This is a genomic window from Shinella sp. G-2 (genome assembly GCF_050172695.1).
Lineage (GTDB): Bacteria > Pseudomonadota > Alphaproteobacteria > Rhizobiales > Rhizobiaceae > Shinella.
In genome coordinates, this window is the sequence record NZ_JBBEYH010000005.1 from 127380 (window position 1) to 148699 (window position 21320).

Below are 21320 nucleotides of genomic sequence, written 5' to 3' on the forward strand. Positions count from 1 at the left end.
CTCAGCCTATCAATTCGCCGCCAAATGAAAAGTGTTCTTTTCACCCCGATGCAGCGCAAGGTGTGTGCAAAGACCTATGGCGAGCGGGCCGCCGATCAAGCTTTTATGATTGCGCCGTGCGGTTTTGTTGCTGGAAACGGCGGGGCGGCGGCGCTAGATGTGGGGGCATGAAACGCCTGCAAACCGCTGCCATCGCGCTGCTTTTCCTCTCTTCCGCCGCCAGCGCCGCGACATCCTCATGGGTCGAGACCGAGGGCGGCGACGTGCGCCTCGTCGCCCTGCCCGCGGCGGCCGACGGTTCGGTGCGCGCCATGCTCGATATCCGCCTGCATGACGGCTGGAAGACCTATTGGCGCGATCCCGGCGGCAGCGGCATTCCGCCGTCCATCACCCTGACCGGCGCGAATCTCGTCTCGATCGGCTTTCCCGCGCCCCGGCGGCTCGGCGATGTGGAGAACCACTATATCGGCTATGACAGGCCGGTGCGCCTGCCGCTGACCCTCGGCAATGCGGCGGGTGGGGCGATCACCGCCAAGGTCTTCCTCGGCGTGTGCAAGAACCTGTGCATTCCCGTGCAGGCGGAGCTTTCCGTCGATACGAGCGGCGAGAGCTTTGCCAATCCGCTCGAGGAAGCGGCGATCGCCGCGGCCGAGGCGAGCCTGCCGCACGGCGCGGACGACGGCTTCAAGCCGCTGTCCGGCCATTTCGCGGCGGACGGCATGAGCGTCACGGTGCGCTTCGAGGCGCCGGGCGATACGCCCCTGCCCGATGTGTTCCTCTCCAGCGCCTCGTCCTTCGAATTCGGCGCGGCCGGCCCCGTGCGGCGCGAGGGCGCCGCCTTCGTTGCCGAGGTGCCGGTGCTGCACCGGCCCAAGGTCTTCGACCTTGCCAAGAACCCGATCAGCCTGACGGTGCGCGCCGGCGAGAAGACGATGGAAAGCCCGCTTGCCATCGACTAGCGCTCCCCTATAGTTCCGCCGCAAGCCATTCCGCTGCCATACAGGAGAGACGCCGTGACCATTGCCGTTGGAGACAAGCTGCCCGACCTCAAGCTGAAGGAACGCACGCCGGACGGTCCCGCCGATATCTCGACCGAGGACCTTTTCAAGGGCAAGCGTGTCGTGCTCTTCGCCGTTCCGGGCGCCTTCACGCCCACCTGCTCGCTGAACCACCTGCCGGGTTATCTGGAAAACCGCGACGCGATCCTCGCCAAGGGCGTCGATGACATCGCCGTCGTCGCCGTCAACGACCACCATGTCATGGGCGCCTGGGCGACCTCGACGGGCGGCGCGGGCAAGCTGCGCTTCCTCGCCGACTGGGACGCCGGCTTCACCAAGGCGCTCGGCATGGACATCGACCTGTCCGCCGGCACGCTGGGCGTGCGCTCCAAGCGCTATTCCATGCTCGTCGAGGACGGTGTGGTGAAGACGCTGAACATCGAGGAAAGCCCGGGCCAGGCGACCGTTTCGGGCGCGGCCGCGATGATCGAGCAGCTTTGAGACTGCGCTAAGCCAGCCCTTCGAGGCGGGGCGGATCTCGCCCCCCTCTGCCCTGCCGGGCATCTCCCCCTCAAGGGGGGAGATTGGATGGAGCGCCGCCTCGCATCCCTTTGGCATTCGAGATCAAGCACCGTCAGCGCCACGTGCCGATCCCCTCTCCTTGAGCGGAGATTGGACGACGCAGCGCCTCGCAGTCCTTTGACGTTCCAGATCAGGCGCTGTTATCGCCACTTGCCGATCTCCCCCCTTGAGGGGGAGATGCCCGGCAGGGCAGAGGGGGGTCACGAGCGCGCCGAATGGAGCTACCCACCCTACCCCTTCTTGAACGGCGCCATGCCCCTGCGGGCCAGTTCGTCCGCCCGTTCGTTTTCCGGATGTCCGGCATGGCCCTTGACCCAGTGCCATTCGACCTTGTGGCGCAGGCGCGCCTCGTCGAGCGCCTGCCAGAGGTCGCCGTTCTTCACCGGCTTCTTGTCGGCGGTCTTCCAGCCGTTCTTCTTCCAGCCGAAGATCCACTTGGAAATGCCGTCCATGACGTACTTCGAGTCGGTGTAGAGATCGACCTCGCAGGCCGTCTTCAGCGCACCGAGGGCCGAGACGGCGGCGGTCAGTTCCATGCGGTTGTTCGTCGTCACCGCCTCGCCGCCGCACAGGTCCTTCTCGACCTCGCCATAGCGCAGCACCGCGCCCCAGCCGCCGGGTCCCGGATTGCCCGAGCAGGCGCCATCCGTAAAGATATCGACATGCTTCATCGCGACAGCCCGTAATCCGCGGCGCTCTCGACCTGGCGGTGGAAGCGCAGCTTGCGCAGATATTCGAGCGGATCCTTCTTGACCACCAGCGCACCGGGCGGCGTCATCAGCCAGTCGTAGAGCCGCGTCAGGAAGAAGCGCAAGGCCGAGCCGCGCGAGAGCAACGGCAGGGCAGCGACCTCCTCGGCCGTCAGCGGGCGCACGCTCTCGTAGCCGGCCAGCAACGCCATGCCCTTGGTGAGGTTGAACGAGCCATCCTTCTCGAAGCACCAGGCATTGAGGCAGGTGGCGACGTCATAGGCGAGGAAATCGTTGCAGGCGAAATAGAAGTCGATCAGGCCCGAAAGCGCGTCGCCGATGAAGAAGACATTGTCGGGGAAGAGATCGGCATGGATGACGCCCGACGGCAGGGTCTTCGGCCAGTTGGCTTCGAGGAAGGCAAGCTCGCCGCCGATCTCGCCCTGCAGGCCAGCTTCCACCTCGTCGGCGCGGTCGGCCGACTTGTCCCAGAGCGGCCGCCAGCCATCGACGGTGAGCGCGTTCCTGCGGGTGATGGCGAAGCCCTCGCCGGCCAGGTGCATTTCGGCAAGCGCCTTGCCGACCTCGCGGCAGTGCTTCGCCGCGGGCTTCCTCAGCCACATGCCTTCGAGGAAGGAGATCATCGCGGCCGGGCGGCCGGAGAGTTCGCCAAGCAGCGCGCCGTCGTTGCGCGGCAACGGCAACGGGCAGGACAGGCCGCGCTCGGCAAGATGGTGCATCAGACCAAGGAAGAACGGCAGGTCGTTGCGGTCGACGCGCTTTTCGTAGAGCGTCAGGATGAAGGCGCCCTTCGTGGTGTGCAGCAGGAAGTTGGAGTTCTCCACGCCCTCGGCGATGCCCTTGTAGGAGAGCAGCGTGCCCGCGTCATAGGCGGCGAGGAAACGGGAAAGATCGTCTTCGGTGATATCGGTATAGACGGCCACGGCGGGGTCTCAGGCTTGCATGGATCGGATCGGCGGTCGGATAGTCTCATCCCCTCCGGCCGGCAGGCCGGAAAGGGGTGCGGCGCGGCAGACGCCTATTCCCCATTCACAAAGGCCATGTCGGCGGAGGTGAGTTCGATATTGCGCAGTTCGCGGTTGACGAGGAAGTGCTCGTTTTCCTCGACCGTATCGGCAAGCTCCACCACGGCGTTGTAGCGCGCGCGGAAGGCTTCGATGATCTCGTTGACGATGACCTCGGGCGCGGAGGCGCCGGCCGAAAGGCCGACGGTCCTGATGTCGCCGATGGTTTCCCAGTCGATCTCGGCGGCGCGCTGGACGAGCACGGACTTCGTCGCGCCGGCGCGCAGCGCCACTTCGACGAGACGCTTGGAATTGGACGAGTTCGGCGCGCCGACGATGAGGAAGAGATCGCAGCCGGGCGCGGCCTGCTTGACGGCCTCCTGCCGGTTGGTCGTGGCGTAGCAGATCGAATCGGCCGCGGGGGCCGTGAGATTGGGGAAGCGCTCGTGCAGGCGCTTGATCACGCCGGCCGTATCGTCGACAGACAATGTCGTCTGGGTGACGAAGCCGAGATTGTCCGGATCGGGCGGCATGTATCTGTCGGCATCCTCGACGGTCTCGACCAGGTCGACCGAGCCCTCCGGCAACTGGCCCATGGTGCCGATCACCTCCGGATGGCCGGCATGGCCGATCAGCACGACATGGCGGCCGAGGCGCTGGTGGCGCATCGCCTGCTTGTGCACCTTGGAGACCAGCGGGCAGGTCGCGTCGAGATAGAAGAGATTGCGCGCCTCGGCATCGGCCGGCACGGATTTGGGCACGCCATGGGCGGAGAAGACGACGGGCTGCTGGCGGTGCTCGTCCGGGATCTCGTCGAGTTCCTCGACGAAGATCGCGCCCTTGGCCTCGAGGCCTTCCACGACGTAGCGGTTGTGCACGATCTCGTGGCGCACATAGACCGGCGCGCCATAGGCCTTCAGCGCCAGCACGACGATCTGGATGGCGCGGTCGACGCCGGCGCAGAAACCGCGCGGGCCGCAGAGCCTGATGGTCAAATCCGGTCGGTTCTCAGTCATGCGCATCGGTTATCCGGCAATGAGGACGGCAGCAAGGGCGATGGCCGCGGGAAGCGCCTGGATGACGAAAATCTTCCGCGAGGCCGTTGCGCCCCCATATAGGCCGGCGACCACGACCGCGCCAAGGAAAAACAATTTGATCTGCCAGGCGAAGGCCGGGTCGGGATGGAGGAGCGACCAGAAGAGACCGGCGGCGAGGAAGCCGTTGTAGAGCCCCTGGTTGGCGGCGAGCACCTTCGTCGCCTCCGCCTGGGCCGGCGTCATGCCGAAGGCCCGAAGACCCTTCGGCGTCGTCCAGAGAACCATTTCCAGGACGAGGATATAGACATGTTCGAGCGCGATGAGCGCGACGAGAATGGTTGCGAGCGCCTGCATGCCTTGCCCTCCGTTGCGTCCTCTTTCCTACGGCATTTCAGGGCGTCGGGCGACCGCCTTTTCGCCGGAAGAGCGCATAGAGGGCGACGCCCACCAGCGCGGCGGCAAGGCCGTACCAAGTGACGGCATATTGCAGGTGATTGTTCGGCAGGTCGAACTGGGTGACCGCGCCGATCGGCAGGCCCTTGGGGTTCGGTGCTTCGCCCGCATCGACGAAGAAGGGCACGAGCCTGTCCGCCGCAATGCCGGTGCTGGAGGCCATCGTGTCGAGGTCCTTCCAGTAGAAGATGTTCTTGGCGAGATCGTTCTCCGGCACGATGGAGGACGGCTTTTCGGCAAGGCGGGCGCGGGCAAGGCCCGTCACGGTCTGCTCGCCGGTCAACTGGCCCTGCTTGCGCATTTCCGGTTCCTTCGCCTCGAAGGGCGTGAAGCCCCGGTTGACGAAGAGGAAGCGGCCGTCGGCAAGCTGGAGCGGCGTATAGACGTGGTAGCCGGTCTGGCCGCGCCAGGTGGCGAAGAAATGCCGCTCCCTGTTGTTGGCGAAGACGCCGGAAACGGTGACGGGGCGGTATTCGATATCCTCGCCCTTCGCCGCCATCGCCTCGATGTCGGCAAGGGAAACGGGCGGCGCGGCGCGGCGCTCGGCCATGTCGGCGAGCAGCTGTTCCTTCCAGTGAAGGCGCTGCACCTGCCAGGTGCCGAGGGACAGCAGGATGGCGAGCGCGATGAAGAAGGCGACGACGGCCACGACCGTCTTGCCCCTTCCCCCGCGCGGCCGGTGGCTTGCCGGCACCTCAGCCACGGTCGATCTCTCCCGGCCGGGCATTGTTGCGGTATTGCAGGGCGATCAGCAGGCTCTTGAGGACGCGCGTCAGCGCCAGGCCCAGCACGATGACCAGCGGGATCCAGAGCATGAAGTGCACCCAGAGCGGCGGGTTGATGTTCACTTCCGTCCACAGCGCCGCACCGACGACGATGAAGCCGACGATCAGGAGCACGAAGACGACGGGGCCGTCACCCGAATCGGCGAAGGAATAGTCGAGGCCGCAATTGGCGCAGGCCGGCTTCACCTTCAGCAGCCCGTCATACAGCTTGCCCTGGCCGCAGCGCGGGCAGCAGCCGCGCAGGCCGGCGCTGAAGGGGTCGACGGGGGGATAGAGGGCCTTGTCGTCGTCCATGGTCGTATTCCATTGCCTGTCGCCGCAGGCTTGGCTGCGGCCTGTTGTGTTCCGGGCGCTGCGCGCGGCCGCGGGCTGGTCCGATCCTATATCCCCCGCCCCGCCGGCGTCCAACCGAAAGGTCGCGACAAAGCGCCCCAAAGAAAAACGGCCGCATCGCTGCGGCCGTTCGGAAGTTTCGTTCGGCGGATCAGCCGTGAACCGGCGCGCCCCAGCCACCCCAGATGTAGATGGAGAAGAACAGGAACAGCCAGACGACGTCGACGAAGTGCCAGTACCAGGCGGCAGCCTCGAAGCCGAAGTGCTGCTTCGGGGTGAAGTCGCCGCGCATGGCGCGGATGAGGCAGACGATCAGGAAGATCGTGCCGACCAGAACGTGGAAGCCGTGGAAACCGGTCGCCATGAAGAAGGTCGCGCCGTAGATCGATTCCTTGAAGGCGAAGGGAGCGTGGGCGTATTCGTAACCCTGCACGAAGGAGAACAGGATGCCGAGAACAACCGTCAGCGCGAGGCCGTTGACGAGGCCCTTGCGATCGTTGTGCAGGAGCGCGTGGTGCGCCCAGGTCACGCAGGTGCCCGAGAGCAGCAGGATGACCGTGTTGTAGAGCGGCAGGTGCCACGGATCGAGCACTTCGATGCCCTTCGGCGGCCAGACGCCACCGGTGAACTCGGTGCGGGCAGCCTGGATGGCTTCGCCCGGGAAGAGGCTGGCGTCGAAGAAGGCCCAGAACCAGGCGACGAAGAACATCACTTCCGAAGCGATGAACATGATCATGCCGTAGCGCAGGTGCAGCGAGACGACGCGGGTGTGGTGGCCCTCATGGGCTTCCTTCACCGTGTCCGCCCACCAGGCGTACATCGTGTAGAGCGTGATCACGAGGCCGATGAAGAAGATCCACGGCGTGGCGAGATTGACGCCGAACAGATGGAACGCGCCGCCCGACAGGTAGCGCATGTAGCCGATGCCGCCCAACGCCAGCACGAAGGCGCCGATGGACGCGAGCAGCGGCCACGGGCTCGGGTCGATGATGTGGTAGTCGTGTTTCTTCTGATGCGCATCGGCCATGTGACTTATCCCCGAATGTATCGCGTTCCGTTCCCGGCATAGCCGGAAACGCATGTATTTCAAAGCTTGTTCGCGTCGTCCGTCTTGCTATCCGCAGCCGAAGCCACCGGCTTCGACGCCTCATGCGGATAGAAGGTGTAGGACAGCGTGATCGTGTGGATGCCCTTCGTCTCGACCGGATTGACGATCTCCGGATCGACGAAGAACACGACGGGCATTTCCAGTTCCTCGCCCGGCTTCAGCGTAGTTTCGGTGAAGCAGAAGCACTGGACCTTGTTGAAATAGGCGCCGGCGGCCTGCGGCGTGACGTTGAACGTCGCCTGGCCGGTCGTCGGCGTGGAGGCGTTGTTGCGCGCCTTGTAGAGAATCTGCACGGTCTCGCCGATCTTCAGCTCGACCTCGCGCTGCACCGGCTCGAAGGACCAGGGCAGGCCCGGGCCGACATTGGCGTCGAAGCGCACCTTGATCTTGCGGTCGAGGATGACGTCGGACGCCTGCTCGACGCGCTGCGTCGTGCCGCCGTAGCCGGTGACCTTGCAGAACATTTCGTAGAGCGGTACGGCGGCATAGGCCATGCCGACCATGCCGATGACGAAGGAGCAGCAGATGGCGACGATGACGCCGTTGCCGAGGCCGCTCTTTTCGATCTTCTTCTCCGCGCTCATGCGCCACCCGCCATTCCGCCGGAGAACTTCGCCAGCGTGACGATGTAGAACAGGACGACGAGGCCCAGAAGCACCACGCCGAGCGCGATGTTGCGGCTGCGGCGAGCCTTCTTCTGGCTTTCAGTGAGATTTACGGTTTCCATTACAGCACCCATCCGAACGACGCGATCAAATGGTCGAGCATCAGCCCGGAGAAGACAGCGAACAGGTACAGGATGGAAAAGGCGAAAAGCTTCTTGGCCGGCACCATCGCGCGGTCGCCCTCCGGCATGCGCAACACGCCGACAGAGTACCACACGAAGCCAAGGCCGAGCGCTGCGGCAAAGAGACCATAACCGAGGCTGGCGAAGCCGAGGAAAGTCGGCACGACGGCGATGACGGCGGTCAGCACCGCATAGATCAGGATCTGCACCTTCGTGGTGGCTTCGCCCGAGACGTTCGGCAGCATCGGTACGCCGACGGCGTCGTAGTCGCGCATCTTGAAGAGCGCGAGCGCCCAGAAATGCGCCGGGGTCCACAGGAAGGTGATGAGGAAGAGCACCACGCTCTCGATGGAAACGCCACCGGTAACGCAGGCCCAGCCGATCATCGGCGGGAAGGCGCCGGCCGCGCCGCCGATGACGATGTTCTGCGGCGTCGAGCGCTTGAGCCACATCGTGTAGATGACGGCGTAGAAGAAGATCGTGAAGGCAAGCAGGCCGGCGGATAGCCAGTTGACCGCAAGGCCGAGGATGGCGACCGAGAAGGCCGAGAGCGTCAGGCCGAAGGCGAGCGCTTCCTGCGGGCGGATGCGGCCGGAGGGAATGGGACGCTTGGCGGTGCGGGTCATGACCGCATCGATGTCGGCGTCGTACCACATGTTGAGGGCACCGGACGCGCCGGCGCCGACGGCGATACAGAGGATCGCGATGGCGCCGATGAGCGGGTTGATCGTGCCGGGCGCGACGACGAGGCCGGCAAAGGCCGTGAAGACGACGAGCGACATGACGCGCGGCTTCAGGAGTTCGAAGAAATCACGCGGCGACGCTTCGGAGAGATAGACCTCGCCGCCGCCCGGAACCGTTTCGTGATGCTCGATGACCGCCATGTTCTTTCCGCTCGTTGCTTCGCGAAGACGAGCCTCCGCGTTCCGTCTCCTCCGTCATCCTCGTCCCCGCAGTGGCCGGGGACGAGGATGACGGAGGCTGGTGTGCCGGCTTTCCGGCCACCGGCCTCCGCCGGTCTTCTGTCAGTGCTGAGGCCGCCGTTTCCGGCGGCCCCGATCCTTGCAAGATCTTACTTGATCTTCGGGAGCTGTTCCCACTGGTGGAACGGCGGCGGCGAAGACAGCTGCCATTCCAGGGTGTTCGCACCCTCGCCCCACGGATTGTCGCCGGCGACGCGCTTCTTGGCGAAGGCTTCGAAGACGCCGAAGAGGAAGATCAGAACCGCAACGGCCGAGATGTACGAGCCGTAGGAGGAAACCGCGTTCCAGCCGGCGAAGGCATCCGGGTAGTCGATGTAGCGGCGCGGCATGCCGGCGAGGCCCAGGAAGTGCTGCGGGAAGAAGATCAGGTTCACGCCGATGAACATGACCCAGAAGTGCAGCTTGCCGAGGAACTCGGAGTACATGTAGCCGGTCATCTTCGGGAACCAGTAGTACCAGGCAGCGAAGATGGCGAAGACGGCGCCGAGCGACAGAACGTAGTGGAAGTGAGCAACCACGTAGTAGGTGTCGTGCAGGGCGCGGTCGAGGCCGGCATTGGCGAGCTGGACGCCCGTGACGCCGCCGACGGTGAAGAGGAAGATGAAGCCGATCGCCCAGACCATCGGGGTCGTGAAGCGGATCGAACCGCCCCACATCGTCGCGATCCACGAGAAGATCTTCACGCCCGTCGGAACCGCGATGACCATCGTGGCGAAGACGAAGTAGCGCTGCGTGTCGAGCGACATGCCGACCGTGTACATGTGGTGCGCCCACACGATGAAGCCGACGGCGCCGATGGCGACCATGGCATAGGCCATGCCGAGGTAGCCGAAGATCGGCTTGCGCGAGAAGGTGGAAACGATGTGGCTGACGATGCCGAAGCCGGGCAGGATCAGGATGTACACTTCCGGGTGACCGAAGAACCAGAACAGGTGCTGGAAGAGGATCGGGTCACCGCCGTTTTCCGGCGCGAAGAAGGCCGTGCCGAAGTTGCGGTCGGTCAGAAGCATGGTGATGCCGCCTGCCAGAACCGGCAGCGAGAGCAGCAGCAGGAAGGCGGTGATCAGAACCGACCAGGCGAAGAGCGGCATCTTGTGCAGCGTCATGCCCGGAGCGCGCATGTTCAGGATCGTGGTGATGAAGTTGATCGCGCCGAGGATCGAGGATGCGCCGGCGATATGCAGGCCGAGGATCACGAAGTCCATGGCGGGGCCGGGCTGACCGGAGGTCGAGAACGGCGGATAGATCGTCCAGCCGCCACCCGCGCCGTAGGCGCCTGCCGGACCTTCGACGAACATCGAGAGGAGAACGAGCAGGAAGGCCGGGATGATCAGCCAGAAGGAGATGTTGTTCATGCGCGGGAACGCCATGTCCGGGGCGCCGATCATGATCGGAACCATCCAGTTGGCGAAGCCGCCGATCAGCGCCGGCATGACCATGAAGAAGATCATGATCAGGGCGTGCGCCGTCGTGAAGACGTTGAACATGTGCTTGCCGCCGTCGATGGCGGCATCGCCCTCGAAGCCGTAGACCATCTGGGCAAGGCCGTGGAAGATCTGGATGCCCGGCTCCTGCAGCTCCATGCGCATCACCACCGACAGCGTACCGCCGATGATGCCCGCACAGATCGCGAAGATCAGGTAGAGGGTGCCGATGTCCTTGTGGTTGGTCGACAGGAACCAACGCTGGAAGAAGGTGAGCGGCTTGTGTTCGTGGTGATCGTGGTGATCGCCGTGGGCAGCGGATGTTCCGGCCATGGATCTGACTCCCTAGGTATTACTGCGCGGCGTTCTGGGCGACGTCTACGGACTTGGCCGCACCGTCGACAGACGCCATCAGGGCCTTGTTTGCCTCGCCGACATTCGTCGCGGCGGCAGCAAGCCAGGTATCGAACTTCTCCTGCGAGACGACGCGGACGGCGATCGGCATGAACGCGTGGTCCTTGCCGCAGAGCTCGGAACACTGGCCGTAGAACAGGCCTTCACGGTCGGCCTTGAACCAGGTTTCGTTCAGGCGGCCCGGGACGGCGTCGATCTTGATGCCGAAGGACGGCATTGCGAAGGCGTGGATCACGTCGGCGGCGGTGACGAGGAGACGGACATGCTTGCCGACCGGAACGACGATCTCGTTGTCGACGGTGAGCAGGCGCGGATAGACCGCCTTGTCTTCCTTGCCGGCAGCGGCGCGATCGGCGTCGGCCAGAAGCAGGCTGTCGAAGGAAACCGGCTTGTCGGCCGTCTGGTATTCATAACCCCAGTACCACTGGTAACCGGTGGCCTTGATCGTCATTTCCGGCTCTTCCGTCGGCGCGAGCTGCTTGGTGAGAAGCTGGAAGGAGGGAACGGCGAGGAAGAGGAGAACGATGACCGGACCGAGCGTCCAGGCGACTTCGATCGCGGTGTTGTGGCTGGTCTTCGACGGAACCGGGTTCGCGCTTTCGCGGAACTTCACGACGACGACGATGAGAAGAGCAAGGACGAACAGCGTGATCGGGACGATGAACCACAGTGTGTAGTGCTCGAACCAGCTGATCTCTTCCATGATCGAGGTGGCGGCGGGCTGGAGGCCCTTCTGCCACGGCATCGGCTGGTCAGCGAAGGCGGTCGAAGCAAAGAGCAGACAGCCGATGGCGGCCAGAACTGCAAAAGCTTTGTTTTTCACAACGTATCTCCCCAAGGCGTTTGATTGGGATCAAACAGACGCGCAGAATCCCTGCTATACTGAGGCCTTAAAACCACAGATTTATGCTCGCCGCAACAGCCATGGACAAATGCTGATGCGGCATTTTTGCATAAACGCAAGGCTGGCCACACGTTCGCGCGCATACCGGGTTACCGATGGGGGATGGAGGCGTGGATCGGCCGGGCTTCCAACGCCCGCGACACAGCCGTTTGAAGCCTGTCGGGCGGCCGTGCGCACGCCTCCCCGACCAGCCGCATTGATAGGTGCCGAAACGGTCGCGGCCTGTGAAATCCTGTGCATAGGATCGCCCCTCGGCATGCCGTCGGAATGGAGATGCATTTCAGGCACCCGCCCTGCTGCACTCCTTAATAATGGCGGCCGGCTTGATATGGCCGGTTCCCCGTCGATCTTGCGCCCACTTTCCGGTAACTATCGCCAGGCGCCGTCCAATTTCGGCCCCATAGGGCTGGAATGTAGCCGTCCGGGCTTTTCATTCTTTCCGTCAGGCTTAAAGAATAGCCCGATGATTCGTCTTTTCGAGGTGGTTATGGGCCTTTGGTCTTCCTTTAAGCCGCTCCTGGCAGCGTCGGTCGCTGCCGCGGCAATGGTCGGGATGGGAACGGCGACGGCATCGGCACAGCAGCCGGGCACGGTGAAATCGAACCACGGCGCCTGGTCCATCGTCTGCGACCAGCCGGCCGGCGCGTCCGGGGAACAGTGCGCGCTGATGCAGAACGTGCTTGCCGAAGACCGGCCGGAACTCGGCCTTTCCGTCGTCGTGCTGAAGACCGCCGACCGCAAGGCCAAGATTCTGCGCGTGCTCGCCCCCCTCGGCGTGCTGCTGCCGAACGGTCTCGGCCTCAATGTCGACGGCAAGGATATCGGCCGCGCCTATTTCGTGCGCTGCTTCTCCGACGGCTGCTATGCCGAAGTCGTGCTCGAGGACGAGCTGCTGAAGACCTTCCGCTCCGGCGCGACGGCCACCTTCATCGTCTTCCAGTCCCCCGAAGAGGGCATCGGCATCCCCGTCGACCTCAAGGGCTTCGGCGAGGGCTACGACGCGCTGCCGTAAGCGGGCCCGGCCGTTCCCGCACCGGCCGGGTTTTGCCGCCGGAAAACAAGTCCAAACTTGCCGTTGCCGCCTGCCGTCTCTACATGGGAGGTCACTCGACAAGCAGCAGCGCGGAGCCTCCCATGAACACCGACCTCCTTTCCCTCTTCGATGCCGACGAGGCGTCCGTGCAGGCGGTGCTTCGGGAAACGCTCAAGGGCGCGGACGACGGCGAGCTCTTTCTGGAACACGCGCAGGCGGAATCGCTGTCCTTCGACAACGGGCGGCTCAAGGGCGGCAGCTTCAACACCGACCAGGGCTTTGGCCTGCGCGCCGTTGCCGGCGAGGCGGTCGGCTACGCCCATTCGGGCGAGATGACGCTGTCCGCGCTGAAGCGGGCGGCGGACGCGGCCGGCGCGGTGACACGCGGCTATTCCGGCGACTATGCGGACGCGCCCCAGGGCACCAACCGCCGGCTCTATACCGAGGAAAACCCGATCGGCGCGCCCACCTTCGAACAGAAGGTGGCGCTGCTGACCGAGATCGACGCCTATCTGCGCGGCAAGGATGCGAAGGTGCGGCAGGTCACGGCCTCGATCGCCGCGAGCTGGCAGGTCGTCAACATCCTGCGCGCCGACGGGCACCGCGTCACCGACGTGCGGCCGATGACGCGCATCAATGTCTCCGTGGTCGTCGGCCAGGGCGACCGCCAGGAAACCGGCAGCTACGGCATCGGCGGGCGCACGACCTTCGACGCCTTCCTCACCGAGGAAAGCTGGCGCTCCGGCGCGGACGAGGCCTTGCGCCAGGCGCTCGTCAATCTCGACGCCGTCGAGGCCCCGGCGGGCACGATGGATGTGGTGCTTTCCAACGGCTGGCCGGGCGTGATGCTGCACGAGGCGGTCGGACACGGCCTCGAAGGTGACTTCAACCGCAAGAAGACCTCGGCCTTCGCCGGCCTGATGGGCGAGCAGGTGGCGGCCAGGGGCGTGACCGTGGTCGACGACGGCACCATAGACAACCGCCGCGGCTCGATCACCGTCGACGACGAGGGCACGCCGTCGGCCTATAATGTGCTGATCGAGGACGGCAAGCTGGTCGGCTACATGCAGGACCGGCAGAACGCCCGCCTGATGGGCATGAAGGCGACCGGCAACGGCCGCCGTCAGGGTTATGCCTACCGCCCCATGCCGCGCATGACCAATACCTACATGCTCTCGGGCGACCGGGCGCCGGAGGAAATCATCGCCTCGGTGAAGAACGGCATCTATGCCGTCTCCTTCGGCGGCGGGCAGGTGGACATCACCTCCGGCAAATTCGTCTTCGGCTGCACGGAAGCCTATCTCATCGAGAACGGCAAGGTGACGGCGCCGGTCAAGGGCGCCATGCTGATCGGCAACGGGCCCGACGCCATGCGCCGCGTCTCGATGATCGGCAACGACACCAAGCTCGACACCGGCATCGGCAATTGCGGCAAGGCCGGCCAGTGGGTGCCGGTCGGCGTCGGCCAGCCGCATCTGCGCATGGACCAGATCACGGTCGGCGGCACCAAGACGTAAGCCGCAAAGCCCCTCGCTCGCCTGCCGCAGCGGACCGGGTTTTCAGCCCGAATCGTCCCCGGCACGCAGCCGCTCCAGCAGCCATTCCCGAAAGGCGCGCGCCTGCGGCGACAGGCGCTTGAAGCTTCGGGCGACCAGCCAGTAGGCGCCATCGTGGATGGAAAGGTCGAAGGGCTGGATCAGGCGGCCGGCGGCAAGGTCTGCGGCGGCATAGAGCCTGTCGACCAGCGCGACGCCGTGGCCGTGCAGCGCAGCCTGCAGCACCAGATTGCCCTCGGTATAGATCTGCGCGCGCCCCGGCGCCGTCTCGGGCAGGCCCGCGGCGGCGAACCAGCGCTGCCAGGCGCTGCGGTTGTCCTCGTGCAGCAGCGTATGGGCGAGAAGCCCGGCCGGCTCGGTGAGCGGCGGCCCCTCGGCCAGAAGGCAGGGCGCGATGACGGGTATCATCTCCACCTCCGCCAGCCGGTCCGCCTCGATGCGCGGCCAGGCCTTGGCATCCAGCCCGTAGCGGATGGCGATTTCCGCCTGATGGGTGCGGAACTCGATGACGCGCGGATCGGCGTCGACCACGACGTCGATATCCGGGTGGCTGGAATGGAAGTCGTCGAGATTGGGCACCAGCCAGCAGGCGGCAAAGCCGGGCACGGCGCTGATCTCCAGCAGCCCTCCCCCCTGCCGGCCGCGAATGTCCGCAAGACTGGCATCCATCGCGTCGAAGGATCGGGAGAGCACGGCGAGCAAGGCCTGCCCGGCCGTCGTCAGGCGGACGGCGCGGTGATGGCGCTCGAAGAGCGGCTTGCCGAGATCGGCCTCCAGCTCCTTCACCTGCCGGCTGACCGCGGCCTGCGACACGGCAAGCTCGTCGGCGGCCAGCGTGAAGCTGCCGAGCCGGCCCGCCGCCTCGAAGGTCCTCAGCGCCGTCAAGGGCAACCGTCCGCGCTTCATCGCATAACCTCAAGTCATCTGAAATCGACGATAAACTCGTTTGAGGAACAGTGGCAAGCGGGCGGACACTCCATGCAGGTTCAACACCCCATGGAGGACTGCACCATGTTCGACAGCATCAACACCATCGTCATGGAGGTCGTGCGCCTCGTGACCTTCCAGACGGGGCGGGCCGCCCCGCCGCGCCACAGGAAAGCCGTTGTTAACTCCTCGGATACCGACCGGGTGCGATAACGGCCGCACGACATCATGAGGAAAGACGAAGACGACATGCCGATCCGCAGCGTCATGCGACAGGGGCTGAAGCGCGCCGTGATCACGGGCGGGCTGGAGTTCGCGCATTTTGCCGGCCGGGCCGGGCTCATGGCGTCGGCCCGCGGCATGGGCGCGATCTTCACGCTGCACCACGTGCGCCCCAAGACGCCGCAGGCCTTCGATCCCAATGCGCATCTGGAGATCACGCCGGAATTCCTGGATGCGGCCATCGCGCATCTGAAGGAAGAGGGCTACCAGTTCGTGGCTCTTGCCGACATGGCCGCGCGCCTTGCCATTGCGCGCGCCGGCGAGCGCTTCGCCGCCTTCACCCTAGACGACGGCTACCGCAACAATGCGGTGCACGCCCAGCCCGTCTTCACCCGGCACAAGGTGCCGTTCACGGTTTTCGTCTCGCCCGGTCTTGCCTGCAAGACGCACGGCATCTGGTGGGAAACGCTGACGGAGCTTCTGCGCGTCGCGCCGCATCTGGAATTCGATTTCGGCTCCGGCCCGGTCACCCTGCCGCTCGCCACGCCCTTCCAGAAGCAGGCCGCCTACAGCCGCTTCACGCGGTTCATCCAGGCGGACATGGAAGAGACCGCCGCCATCGAGAAACTAGACGCGGCGGCGAAGGCTCACGGCATCGATCCGCTCATGATCACCGAGCGGCTGGTGATGCGCGAACCGGAACTGAAGAGCCTCGTGCTCAATCCGCTCGCCGCCATCGGCGGCCATACGGTGAGCCACCGCGCGCTCGCGCGCCTCAGCGATGCGGAGGCGCGCCGCGAGATGGACGAATCCGCCGAGCGCATCGCCGCCATTACCGGCCGCCGGCCGGATACCTTCGCCTATCCCTATGGCGACCGCGCTGCCGTCTCGCCGCGCGAGCACCGGCTGGCCCGGGACCTCGGCTTCCGCGTCGCCGTGACCACGGAACCGGGCACCCTCTCGGCGCGCTCCTTCGACGCGCCGACGGCCCTGCCCCGCATCTCGCTGAACGGGCTCTACCAGAAGCCGAAATATGTCGGCGCGCTTGCCTCGGGCATCCCGTTCAAGCTGATGGGGCGATAGGCTTTGGTGGCCGGTATCGGCATGCTATAGTGCTGTCTTGTGGAGACCACACGATGCTTGCGCTGCAACTACCCGCCGATATCGAAAAACGCCTCGACGATCTTGCCCGCCAGACAGGACGCAGCAAGAGCGACTACATCCAGGACATTCTTATCGAACACCTCGAGGATCTTCAGGATCTGCAGATCGCCGAAGAGCGTCTTCGCGAACTGAAAAGCGGAACGGCACGCACGCTGTCACTCAGCGACCTCATGAAATCCCATGGCCTGGAAAATTGAGTTCCATTCCGGCGCGGAAAAGGAACTCGCCAAGGTTGGCTCCGTCGCAACGAAGCGCATTCTCCAATTCCTTCATGACCGTGTGGCGCCACTCGACAATCCACGCGCCATCGGTCAAGCCTTGAAAGGCTCGGAACTCGGCGAGTTCTGGAAGTACCGGGTCGGTGACTATCGCGTCATCGCACGGATCGAGGATTCGGTCGTCACCATCTTCGTGGTTCGCATCGGCGACCGAAAATCCGTCTACCGCTGACCCTTACGGATACATCCGCACCTTCTCCCATCCCCTGCCGTCTTCCGCCCGGCGGAATTCCACGCGGTCGTGCAGGCGGAAGGGGCGGTCGTGCCAGAACTCGATGGAGACGGGCTTCAGGCGGAAGCCGGACCAGTGCGGCGGGCGGGGGATTTCGCCGATGGCGTAGCGCGCGGTGTATTCGGCGACGGCCTTTTCCAGCGCGAAGCGGCTTTCGAGCGGGCGCGACTGCTTGGAGGCCCAAGCGCCGATGCGGCTGCCGCGCGGACGCGAGGCGTAATATTCATCGGCCTCGGCATCCGTGACGATCTCGATCTCGCCGCGCACCCGCACCTGCCGGCGCAGGGATTTCCAGTGGAAGCACATGGCCGCCTTGCGCGCGCCGAGCAGTTCCACGCCCTTTCGGCTCTCGAAATTGGTATAGAAGACGAAGCCCCGCTCGTCGAAACCCTTCAGCAGAACCATGCGCACATTGGGCAGGCCCGTCTCGTCGACGGTGGCCAGCGCCAGCGCATTGGCGTCGTTGGGTTCGCTCTTGCCGGCGTCCGCCAGCCAGGTCGCGAACAGGGCATAGGGTTCGTTTTCCTCGGTGAAGTCACCGCTTGTTAACGCATTTTCGCTCATATTCGATTCAATGCCGATCTATCTAGCTGTATGAGGCAGTCTGGAGTGAAAGTCATAGCAAAGACGCGACCGGAGACAAAGACATACTGGACGCGCTGCCTTGGGGTCGCCGCGGTCATGATGTCCGGTGCGTTTCTCTCAGGCTGCATGAGCGGTCTCGACCTGTTTTCCGACAGCAATATCGACAAGACGGTGCGCACCAGCACCGTGCCGAACGGCAACACGGAACGTCTGACCGACGAGATCACCGTGCGCAATGCCGTGTCCTCGGCGGACATCCTGCGGACCGGCGGAAGCCCCATTCCCTGGGCGAATTCCGCCTCGGGCAGCGCGGGCGTCATCAGCAGCATCGCAGAGAACCAGGACGCGGCCGGCCGCACCTGCCGCGACTTCATCACGACGAAGCATTCCTATCAGGGCATTGCCAATTTCGCGGGCCGCACCTGCCTCGGCAATTCCGGCGAATGGCTGCTCCTGGCCTTCGACAAGCAAGGATAACACTTTCTAAACCCTGATCCGTAACAGGCGATTAGGACGTTTCTCACTATCCTGTGCGGCAAAACGGCAACGGGTGGAAGTTATGCGTGACCCCTATTCGGTTCTCGGCGTGAAGAAGAACGCCGGGCAGGAGGAAATCAAGGCCGCCTGGCGCTCGCTGGCGAAGGCCGTCCATCCTGACCAGAACCACGACGACCCGCTCGCCACCGTCCGCTTCACCGAAGCCGGCCGCGCCTACGATCTTCTGCGCGACCCGGAAAAACGCAGCCGCTACGACCGCCAGCAGCGCGAGGCCGAGCTTCGCCGCATGGAGCAGATGCGCCGCCAGCAGGCCGAACGCAAGGCGACGGCCAGCCCGCCGCCGCGCATGTCCAACGAAGACGCGGAAGACATGATCGCCCGCATCTTCGGCGTCGATTCCCGCGGCCAGCAGGCCGACGCCAAGGCGCAGGCCCGCCCGCAGCCCCAGGCGCAAGCGCAGGCTCAAAGCCAGACTCAGGCAGGCGCCGCCCCGGCGCAGGACGCCCGCAAGTCCATGGACGATGCGAGCACCGAGGAAACCATGCCGGCCCGCGGCACCGCGCCGGGCGCCGCCATCATCTCCGCCATCATCCGCCGCATCCGCGGCAGCCGCGCCAGGGTCGAGAAGGCGCCGGATCTCGTCGCCGACGTCACCGTCACGGTCGAGGACATTCTCAATCGGGCGCGCCCGACCATCGAGACGCCCGAGGGTCAGACGATCCGCGTGCCGGTCGGCGCGGGCACGACTGAAGGACAGGTGATCCGCCTCAAGGAGGCCGGCCACCGCATCGAGAACCTGAGGCGGGGCGATGCGGTCATCACCGTGCGCGTTGCCCCCGGTCGCTTCCGCGTCGACGGTTTCGATCTCAAGGTCGATCTGCCCGTCACCATCGAGAATGCCGTGCTCGGCTGCGAGACGACCATCGAGGGACCGCTCGGTCCCCTCCCCGTCACCGTTCCGGCCTGGTCGGGTTCCGATCAGACGATCCGCATCGAAGGCGAGGGCCTTCTCAAGGAGAATGGCGAACGGGGCGACCTCATCGCGGAAATCCGCCTGCTCCTGTGGGAGAAGCCGGACGACAAGATGATCGACCTGATGCGGTCGCTGCGCGAAGGGCTGTACCTTTAATCGATTTATGACGCTCCCGTGAAACATGCACCCAATGTTACGGATGCTAACAGTTCCTGAACCCCCGCGCGCTTGAACCGCATTGCCGCCTATGTCATAGGCAATTTCGACTTATTTCACGCAATTCCGATTGCGAGGCCGCTGCCGTGCCTTGCGGGGAATTGCCCTAGATATCAGGGGGCAAACCATGGTTCAGGCATCTGGTCTGATGCAGGGAAAGCGCGGCGTCATCATGGGCGTCGCCAACAACCGGTCCATCGCCTGGGGCATTGCCAAGGCTATTCATGCACAGGGCGGCGAAATCGCCTTCACCTACCAGGGCGATGCGCTGAAGAAGCGCGTCGAACCGCTCGCCGCCGAAATCGGCGCGGTCCTGGCCGGTGACTGCGACGTCTCGGACGAAGCGTCCATCGACGCCGTCTTCGACAATATCGAAAAGCTCTGGGGCAAGATCGACTTCGTCGTGCACGCCATCGGCTTCTCCGACAAGGACGAGCTGACGGGCCGCTATGTCGACACGACGCCCGGCAACTTCGCCAAGACGATGCAGATCTCGGTCTATTCCTTCACGTCGGTCGCCCGCCGTGCGGAAAAGCTGATGACCGATGGCGGCTCCATGCTGACGCTGACCTATTACGGCGCCGAGAAGGTCATGCCGAACTACAACGTCATGGGCGTCGCCAAGGCCGCGCTCGAGGCGAGCGTGAAGTATCTCGCCGTCGACCTCGGCCCGAAGAACATCCGCGTCAACGCCGTCTCCGCCGGCCCGATCAAGACGCTCGCGGCCTCCGGCATCGGCGACTTCCGCTATATCCTCAAGTGGAACGAGTACAACGCGCCGCTGCGCCGCACCGTCACCATCGAGGAAGTGGGCGATGTCGGCCTCTACCTCCTGTCCGACCTGTCGCGTTCCGTCACCGGCGAGACGCACCATGCCGACAGCGGCTACCATGTCATCGGCATGAAGGCCGTCGACGCACCGGACATTTCCGTCATCAAGGACTGATATCCCAAGGACCCTGCCTTGCTCATCTACATGATCCGCCACGGCCAGACCGCGTGGAATGCAGAGGGCAGACTGCAAGGCCAGAAGGACATTCCGCTCAACGATACCGGTCGCCGCCAGGCGGCCGGCAATGGCGACGCCCTCAAGGGCATTCTCGGCGCGTCCGTTTCCGATTTCGACTTCGTGGCAAGCCCGCTCGGGCGCACGCGCGAGACGATGGAAATCCTGCGCTGCGCCATGGGTCTCGACCCCCTCGCCTATCGCACCGATCCGCGCCTCGTCGAACTCTCCTTCGGTGACTGGGAAGGCCATACGCTGGCCGAGCTGAAGACCCTTGCGCCGGAGCGGGTGGACGAGCGCTCCCATGCGAAATGGAACTTTATTCCACCCGGCGATGCGGCGGAAAGCTACGAAATCCTCTCCTGGCGCATCGGGTCCTTCCTCGGCGACGTGACGCGGCCGACGGTCTGCGTCAGCCACGGCGGCGTCTTCCGCGCGGCCTTCCGGCTTCATGGCATGGATGAGGAAGAAGCGGCCAACACGCCCGTCCATCAGGACCGCATCCTGCGGATCGACGGGACGGGGATGCACTGGCTGTGAGGCCGTAGCGGGCGCCTGCCCGCCCTGCCGGGCAGAGCGGCTCTCCCGGCGTAGCAGCGTATTACTGAAGAACTTCGAGATCGTTGATGACGCGCTTGCCGTCGACTTCGGTATAGAACACCAGAACCTTCACGCCCGGCTCCAGGCCCTCGAAATTGAACTCTTCCGGCGCCTGATACTTCTTGCCGTCGTCGAGCGACAGGCTGAGGTTGGTCGTGTCCACATTGGTGATCACGGCCTCGACATCGGCGCTTTCGGCGGAGGCTGCGAGCGGTGAAAGGAAAACGGCCGTGGCCATCAGCGCGGCGATCAGCAGTCGCATCATACGAACCCCTGGAAATGAATCAGTCTTTTTGCTGGTCACGTCAGATGCCCCCCAAATATGGCGAAATTCGCCCGCGTTGCCGTCGTGGATGCAATGGATGGCGGGAAAGCACCGGTGAATCAAGGCGCGCCGCCGCGTCATCCCCCGGATTGTCGGACAAATGAGAGCCGATCCTGTCCGCAAGCAACTCTATCCGCCCCGACCCAGCGGGCGGAAATGCAAGTATTTCAGTTGCTTATAAAT

Annotated in this window: 27 protein-coding genes; 12 read left to right on the top strand and 15 right to left on the bottom strand. The window is 64.7% G+C overall.

What is annotated here, in order from left to right; translation table 11 throughout:
- The first annotated feature begins 167 nt into the window (after window positions 1-167).
- Window positions 168-959 carry a protein-disulfide reductase DsbD domain-containing protein gene (locus tag V8U06_RS11385; protein ID WP_427140714.1) on the top strand — a complete coding sequence of 264 codons (792 nt, stop codon included), beginning with the start codon at window positions 168-170 and terminating at the stop codon, window positions 957-959.
- Window positions 960-1013: 54 nt separating this feature from the next.
- Entirely contained in the window at window positions 1014-1499 is a 486-nt protein-coding gene (locus V8U06_RS11390) for a peroxiredoxin (RefSeq protein WP_226920081.1), read from the top strand.
- Between the two features lie 311 nt (window positions 1500-1810).
- Here V8U06_RS11390 and rnhA read toward each other — a convergent pair whose 3' ends face one another.
- The 12 genes from rnhA to coxB all read right to left on the bottom strand — a co-directional run bounded on the left by rnhA (window position 1811) and on the right by coxB (window position 11441).
- Window positions 1811-2251, bottom strand: coding sequence for a ribonuclease HI (rnhA, locus tag V8U06_RS11395; RefSeq protein ID WP_427140715.1), 441 nt, complete (start codon window positions 2249-2251; stop codon window positions 1811-1813).
- Window positions 2248-3213 (bottom strand): homoserine kinase, encoded by a 966-nt coding sequence (locus tag V8U06_RS11400; RefSeq protein ID WP_427140716.1) that lies wholly within the window; start codon window positions 3211-3213, stop codon window positions 2248-2250. Before V8U06_RS11400 ends, rnhA begins: the two co-directional genes overlap by 4 nt.
- 95 nt (window positions 3214-3308) lie before the next feature.
- Window positions 3309-4310, bottom strand: a complete 1002-nt coding sequence (gene ispH, locus V8U06_RS11405) for a 4-hydroxy-3-methylbut-2-enyl diphosphate reductase (protein WP_427140717.1) — start codon at window positions 4308-4310, stop codon at window positions 3309-3311.
- A 9-nt stretch (window positions 4311-4319) separates the two neighbouring features.
- On the bottom strand, window positions 4320-4685 hold the full coding sequence (locus V8U06_RS11410; protein ID WP_226920085.1) for a DUF1304 domain-containing protein: 366 nt from the start codon (window positions 4683-4685) through the stop codon (window positions 4320-4322).
- Window positions 4686-4722: 37 nt separating this feature from the next.
- Window positions 4723-5511: an SURF1 family protein gene (locus V8U06_RS11415; RefSeq protein WP_427140718.1), complete on the bottom strand. Its 789-nt coding sequence runs from the start codon at window positions 5509-5511 to the stop codon at window positions 4723-4725.
- The gene (locus tag V8U06_RS11420) at window positions 5480-5863 is read right to left on the bottom strand and encodes a DUF983 domain-containing protein (RefSeq protein WP_226920087.1); all 384 of its coding nucleotides are present in this window, start codon (window positions 5861-5863) and stop codon (window positions 5480-5482) included. The genes V8U06_RS11415 and V8U06_RS11420 overlap by 32 nt, the downstream gene beginning before the upstream one ends.
- Before the next feature lie 190 nt (window positions 5864-6053).
- Window positions 6054-6929 carry a cytochrome c oxidase subunit 3 gene (locus V8U06_RS11425; RefSeq protein WP_427140719.1) on the bottom strand — a complete coding sequence of 292 codons (876 nt, stop codon included), beginning with the start codon at window positions 6927-6929 and terminating at the stop codon, window positions 6054-6056.
- Window positions 6930-6988: 59 nt separating this feature from the next.
- Window positions 6989-7594 (bottom strand): cytochrome c oxidase assembly protein, encoded by a 606-nt coding sequence (locus V8U06_RS11430; RefSeq protein ID WP_226920089.1) that lies wholly within the window; start codon window positions 7592-7594, stop codon window positions 6989-6991.
- Window positions 7591-7737, bottom strand: a complete 147-nt coding sequence (locus V8U06_RS11435; protein WP_427140720.1) for a hypothetical protein — start codon at window positions 7735-7737, stop codon at window positions 7591-7593. Before V8U06_RS11435 ends, V8U06_RS11430 begins: the two co-directional genes overlap by 4 nt.
- A complete protein-coding gene (locus tag V8U06_RS11440; RefSeq protein WP_427140721.1) occupies window positions 7737-8681 on the bottom strand; it encodes a heme o synthase in 945 nt (314 codons plus the stop codon). Before V8U06_RS11440 ends, V8U06_RS11435 begins: the two co-directional genes overlap by 1 nt.
- Window positions 8682-8869: 188 nt before the next feature.
- On the bottom strand, window positions 8870-10537 hold the full coding sequence (gene ctaD / locus V8U06_RS11445) for a cytochrome c oxidase subunit I (protein WP_427140722.1): 1668 nt from the start codon (window positions 10535-10537) through the stop codon (window positions 8870-8872).
- A gap of 19 nt (window positions 10538-10556) precedes the next feature.
- A complete protein-coding gene (gene coxB, locus V8U06_RS11450; RefSeq protein ID WP_226920093.1) occupies window positions 10557-11441 on the bottom strand; it encodes a cytochrome c oxidase subunit II in 885 nt (294 codons plus the stop codon).
- Between the two features lie 625 nt (window positions 11442-12066).
- Between coxB and V8U06_RS11455 the strand changes: the two genes are divergently transcribed.
- Window positions 12067-12534 (top strand): invasion associated locus B family protein, encoded by a 468-nt coding sequence (locus V8U06_RS11455; RefSeq protein ID WP_427140851.1) that lies wholly within the window; start codon window positions 12067-12069, stop codon window positions 12532-12534.
- A gap of 122 nt (window positions 12535-12656) precedes the next feature.
- The gene (tldD, locus tag V8U06_RS11460) at window positions 12657-14072 is read left to right on the top strand and encodes a metalloprotease TldD (protein ID WP_427140723.1); all 1416 of its coding nucleotides are present in this window, start codon (window positions 12657-12659) and stop codon (window positions 14070-14072) included.
- Between the two features lie 42 nt (window positions 14073-14114).
- On the opposite strand, the gene V8U06_RS11465 is transcribed toward tldD, so the two are convergent.
- Window positions 14115-15017: a LysR substrate-binding domain-containing protein gene (locus tag V8U06_RS11465; RefSeq protein WP_427140724.1), complete on the bottom strand. Its 903-nt coding sequence runs from the start codon at window positions 15015-15017 to the stop codon at window positions 14115-14117.
- Between the two features lie 72 nt (window positions 15018-15089).
- Here V8U06_RS11465 and V8U06_RS11470 point away from each other — a divergent pair, with 72 nt between their 5' ends.
- Genes V8U06_RS11470 through V8U06_RS11485 form a run of 4 tightly spaced genes read left to right on the top strand, consistent with a single transcriptional unit; the run spans window position 15090 to window position 16874 of the window.
- A complete protein-coding gene (locus V8U06_RS11470) occupies window positions 15090-15251 on the top strand; it encodes a hypothetical protein (protein WP_226920096.1) in 162 nt (53 codons plus the stop codon).
- A 15-nt stretch (window positions 15252-15266) separates the two neighbouring features.
- Entirely contained in the window at window positions 15267-16343 is a 1077-nt protein-coding gene (locus V8U06_RS11475) for a polysaccharide deacetylase family protein (protein ID WP_427140725.1), read from the top strand.
- Window positions 16344-16396: 53 nt separating this feature from the next.
- On the top strand, window positions 16397-16621 hold the full coding sequence (relB, locus tag V8U06_RS11480) for a type II toxin-antitoxin system RelB family antitoxin (RefSeq protein WP_427140726.1): 225 nt from the start codon (window positions 16397-16399) through the stop codon (window positions 16619-16621).
- Window positions 16605-16874: a type II toxin-antitoxin system RelE family toxin gene (locus tag V8U06_RS11485; protein ID WP_427140727.1), complete on the top strand. Its 270-nt coding sequence runs from the start codon at window positions 16605-16607 to the stop codon at window positions 16872-16874. The genes relB and V8U06_RS11485 overlap by 17 nt, the downstream gene beginning before the upstream one ends.
- A gap of 3 nt (window positions 16875-16877) precedes the next feature.
- On the opposite strand, the gene pdxH is transcribed toward V8U06_RS11485, so the two are convergent.
- Window positions 16878-17498: a pyridoxamine 5'-phosphate oxidase gene (pdxH, locus tag V8U06_RS11490; RefSeq protein ID WP_427140728.1), complete on the bottom strand. Its 621-nt coding sequence runs from the start codon at window positions 17496-17498 to the stop codon at window positions 16878-16880.
- Between the two features lie 147 nt (window positions 17499-17645).
- On the opposite strand from pdxH, the gene V8U06_RS11495 reads away from it, so the two are divergent.
- The 4 genes from V8U06_RS11495 (at window position 17646) to V8U06_RS11510 (ending at window position 20752) form a co-directional block, all read left to right on the top strand.
- Window positions 17646-17996, top strand: a complete 351-nt coding sequence (locus V8U06_RS11495) for an RT0821/Lpp0805 family surface protein (protein WP_226920099.1) — start codon at window positions 17646-17648, stop codon at window positions 17994-17996.
- 82 nt (window positions 17997-18078) lie between these two features.
- Window positions 18079-19146, top strand: a complete 1068-nt coding sequence (locus V8U06_RS11500) for a DnaJ C-terminal domain-containing protein (RefSeq protein ID WP_427140729.1) — start codon at window positions 18079-18081, stop codon at window positions 19144-19146.
- Between the two features lie 187 nt (window positions 19147-19333).
- Window positions 19334-20152, top strand: a complete 819-nt coding sequence (fabI, locus tag V8U06_RS11505) for an enoyl-ACP reductase FabI (protein WP_226920101.1) — start codon at window positions 19334-19336, stop codon at window positions 20150-20152.
- An 18-nt stretch (window positions 20153-20170) separates the two neighbouring features.
- Window positions 20171-20752: a histidine phosphatase family protein gene (locus tag V8U06_RS11510; protein ID WP_427140730.1), complete on the top strand. Its 582-nt coding sequence runs from the start codon at window positions 20171-20173 to the stop codon at window positions 20750-20752.
- Between the two features lie 61 nt (window positions 20753-20813).
- On the opposite strand, the gene V8U06_RS11515 is transcribed toward V8U06_RS11510, so the two are convergent.
- Window positions 20814-21074, bottom strand: a complete 261-nt coding sequence (locus tag V8U06_RS11515) for a DUF1344 domain-containing protein (RefSeq protein ID WP_160785465.1) — start codon at window positions 21072-21074, stop codon at window positions 20814-20816.
- Window positions 21075-21320 lie beyond the last annotated feature (246 nt).

What these genes read in the sequence shown, in the direction of transcription:
- V8U06_RS11385 (WP_427140714.1), top strand. Translation starts at nt 168, where the DNA reads ATGAAACGCCTGCAAACCGCTGCCATCGCGCTGCTTTTCCTCTCTTCC.
- rnhA (WP_427140715.1), bottom strand. Translation starts at nt 2,251, where the DNA reads ATGAAGCATGTCGATATCTTTACGGATGGCGCCTGCTCGGGCAATCCG.
- ispH (WP_427140717.1), bottom strand. Translation starts at nt 4,310, where the DNA reads ATGACTGAGAACCGACCGGATTTGACCATCAGGCTCTGCGGCCCGCGC.
- V8U06_RS11410 (WP_226920085.1), bottom strand. Translation starts at nt 4,685, where the DNA reads ATGCAGGCGCTCGCAACCATTCTCGTCGCGCTCATCGCGCTCGAACAT.
- V8U06_RS11415 (WP_427140718.1), bottom strand. Translation starts at nt 5,511, where the DNA reads ATGCCCGGCCGGGAGAGATCGACCGTGGCTGAGGTGCCGGCAAGCCAC.
- V8U06_RS11420 (WP_226920087.1), bottom strand. Translation starts at nt 5,863, where the DNA reads ATGGACGACGACAAGGCCCTCTATCCCCCCGTCGACCCCTTCAGCGCC.
- V8U06_RS11425 (WP_427140719.1), bottom strand. Translation starts at nt 6,929, where the DNA reads ATGGCCGATGCGCATCAGAAGAAACACGACTACCACATCATCGACCCG.
- V8U06_RS11430 (WP_226920089.1), bottom strand. Translation starts at nt 7,594, where the DNA reads ATGAGCGCGGAGAAGAAGATCGAAAAGAGCGGCCTCGGCAACGGCGTC.
- V8U06_RS11435 (WP_427140720.1), bottom strand. Translation starts at nt 7,737, where the DNA reads ATGGAAACCGTAAATCTCACTGAAAGCCAGAAGAAGGCTCGCCGCAGC.
- V8U06_RS11440 (WP_427140721.1), bottom strand. Translation starts at nt 8,681, where the DNA reads ATGGCGGTCATCGAGCATCACGAAACGGTTCCGGGCGGCGGCGAGGTC.
- ctaD (WP_427140722.1), bottom strand. Translation starts at nt 10,537, where the DNA reads ATGGCCGGAACATCCGCTGCCCACGGCGATCACCACGATCACCACGAA.
- V8U06_RS11455 (WP_427140851.1), top strand. Translation starts at nt 12,067, where the DNA reads ATGGTCGGGATGGGAACGGCGACGGCATCGGCACAGCAGCCGGGCACG.
- tldD (WP_427140723.1), top strand. Translation starts at nt 12,657, where the DNA reads ATGAACACCGACCTCCTTTCCCTCTTCGATGCCGACGAGGCGTCCGTG.
- V8U06_RS11465 (WP_427140724.1), bottom strand. Translation starts at nt 15,017, where the DNA reads ATGAAGCGCGGACGGTTGCCCTTGACGGCGCTGAGGACCTTCGAGGCG.
- V8U06_RS11470 (WP_226920096.1), top strand. Translation starts at nt 15,090, where the DNA reads ATGCAGGTTCAACACCCCATGGAGGACTGCACCATGTTCGACAGCATC.
- V8U06_RS11475 (WP_427140725.1), top strand. Translation starts at nt 15,267, where the DNA reads ATGAGGAAAGACGAAGACGACATGCCGATCCGCAGCGTCATGCGACAG.
- relB (WP_427140726.1), top strand. Translation starts at nt 16,397, where the DNA reads ATGCTTGCGCTGCAACTACCCGCCGATATCGAAAAACGCCTCGACGAT.
- V8U06_RS11485 (WP_427140727.1), top strand. Translation starts at nt 16,605, where the DNA reads ATGGCCTGGAAAATTGAGTTCCATTCCGGCGCGGAAAAGGAACTCGCC.
- pdxH (WP_427140728.1), bottom strand. Translation starts at nt 17,498, where the DNA reads ATGAGCGAAAATGCGTTAACAAGCGGTGACTTCACCGAGGAAAACGAA.
- V8U06_RS11495 (WP_226920099.1), top strand. Translation starts at nt 17,646, where the DNA reads ATGAGCGGTCTCGACCTGTTTTCCGACAGCAATATCGACAAGACGGTG.
- V8U06_RS11500 (WP_427140729.1), top strand. Translation starts at nt 18,079, where the DNA reads ATGCGTGACCCCTATTCGGTTCTCGGCGTGAAGAAGAACGCCGGGCAG.
- fabI (WP_226920101.1), top strand. Translation starts at nt 19,334, where the DNA reads ATGGTTCAGGCATCTGGTCTGATGCAGGGAAAGCGCGGCGTCATCATG.
- V8U06_RS11515 (WP_160785465.1), bottom strand. Translation starts at nt 21,074, where the DNA reads ATGCGACTGCTGATCGCCGCGCTGATGGCCACGGCCGTTTTCCTTTCA.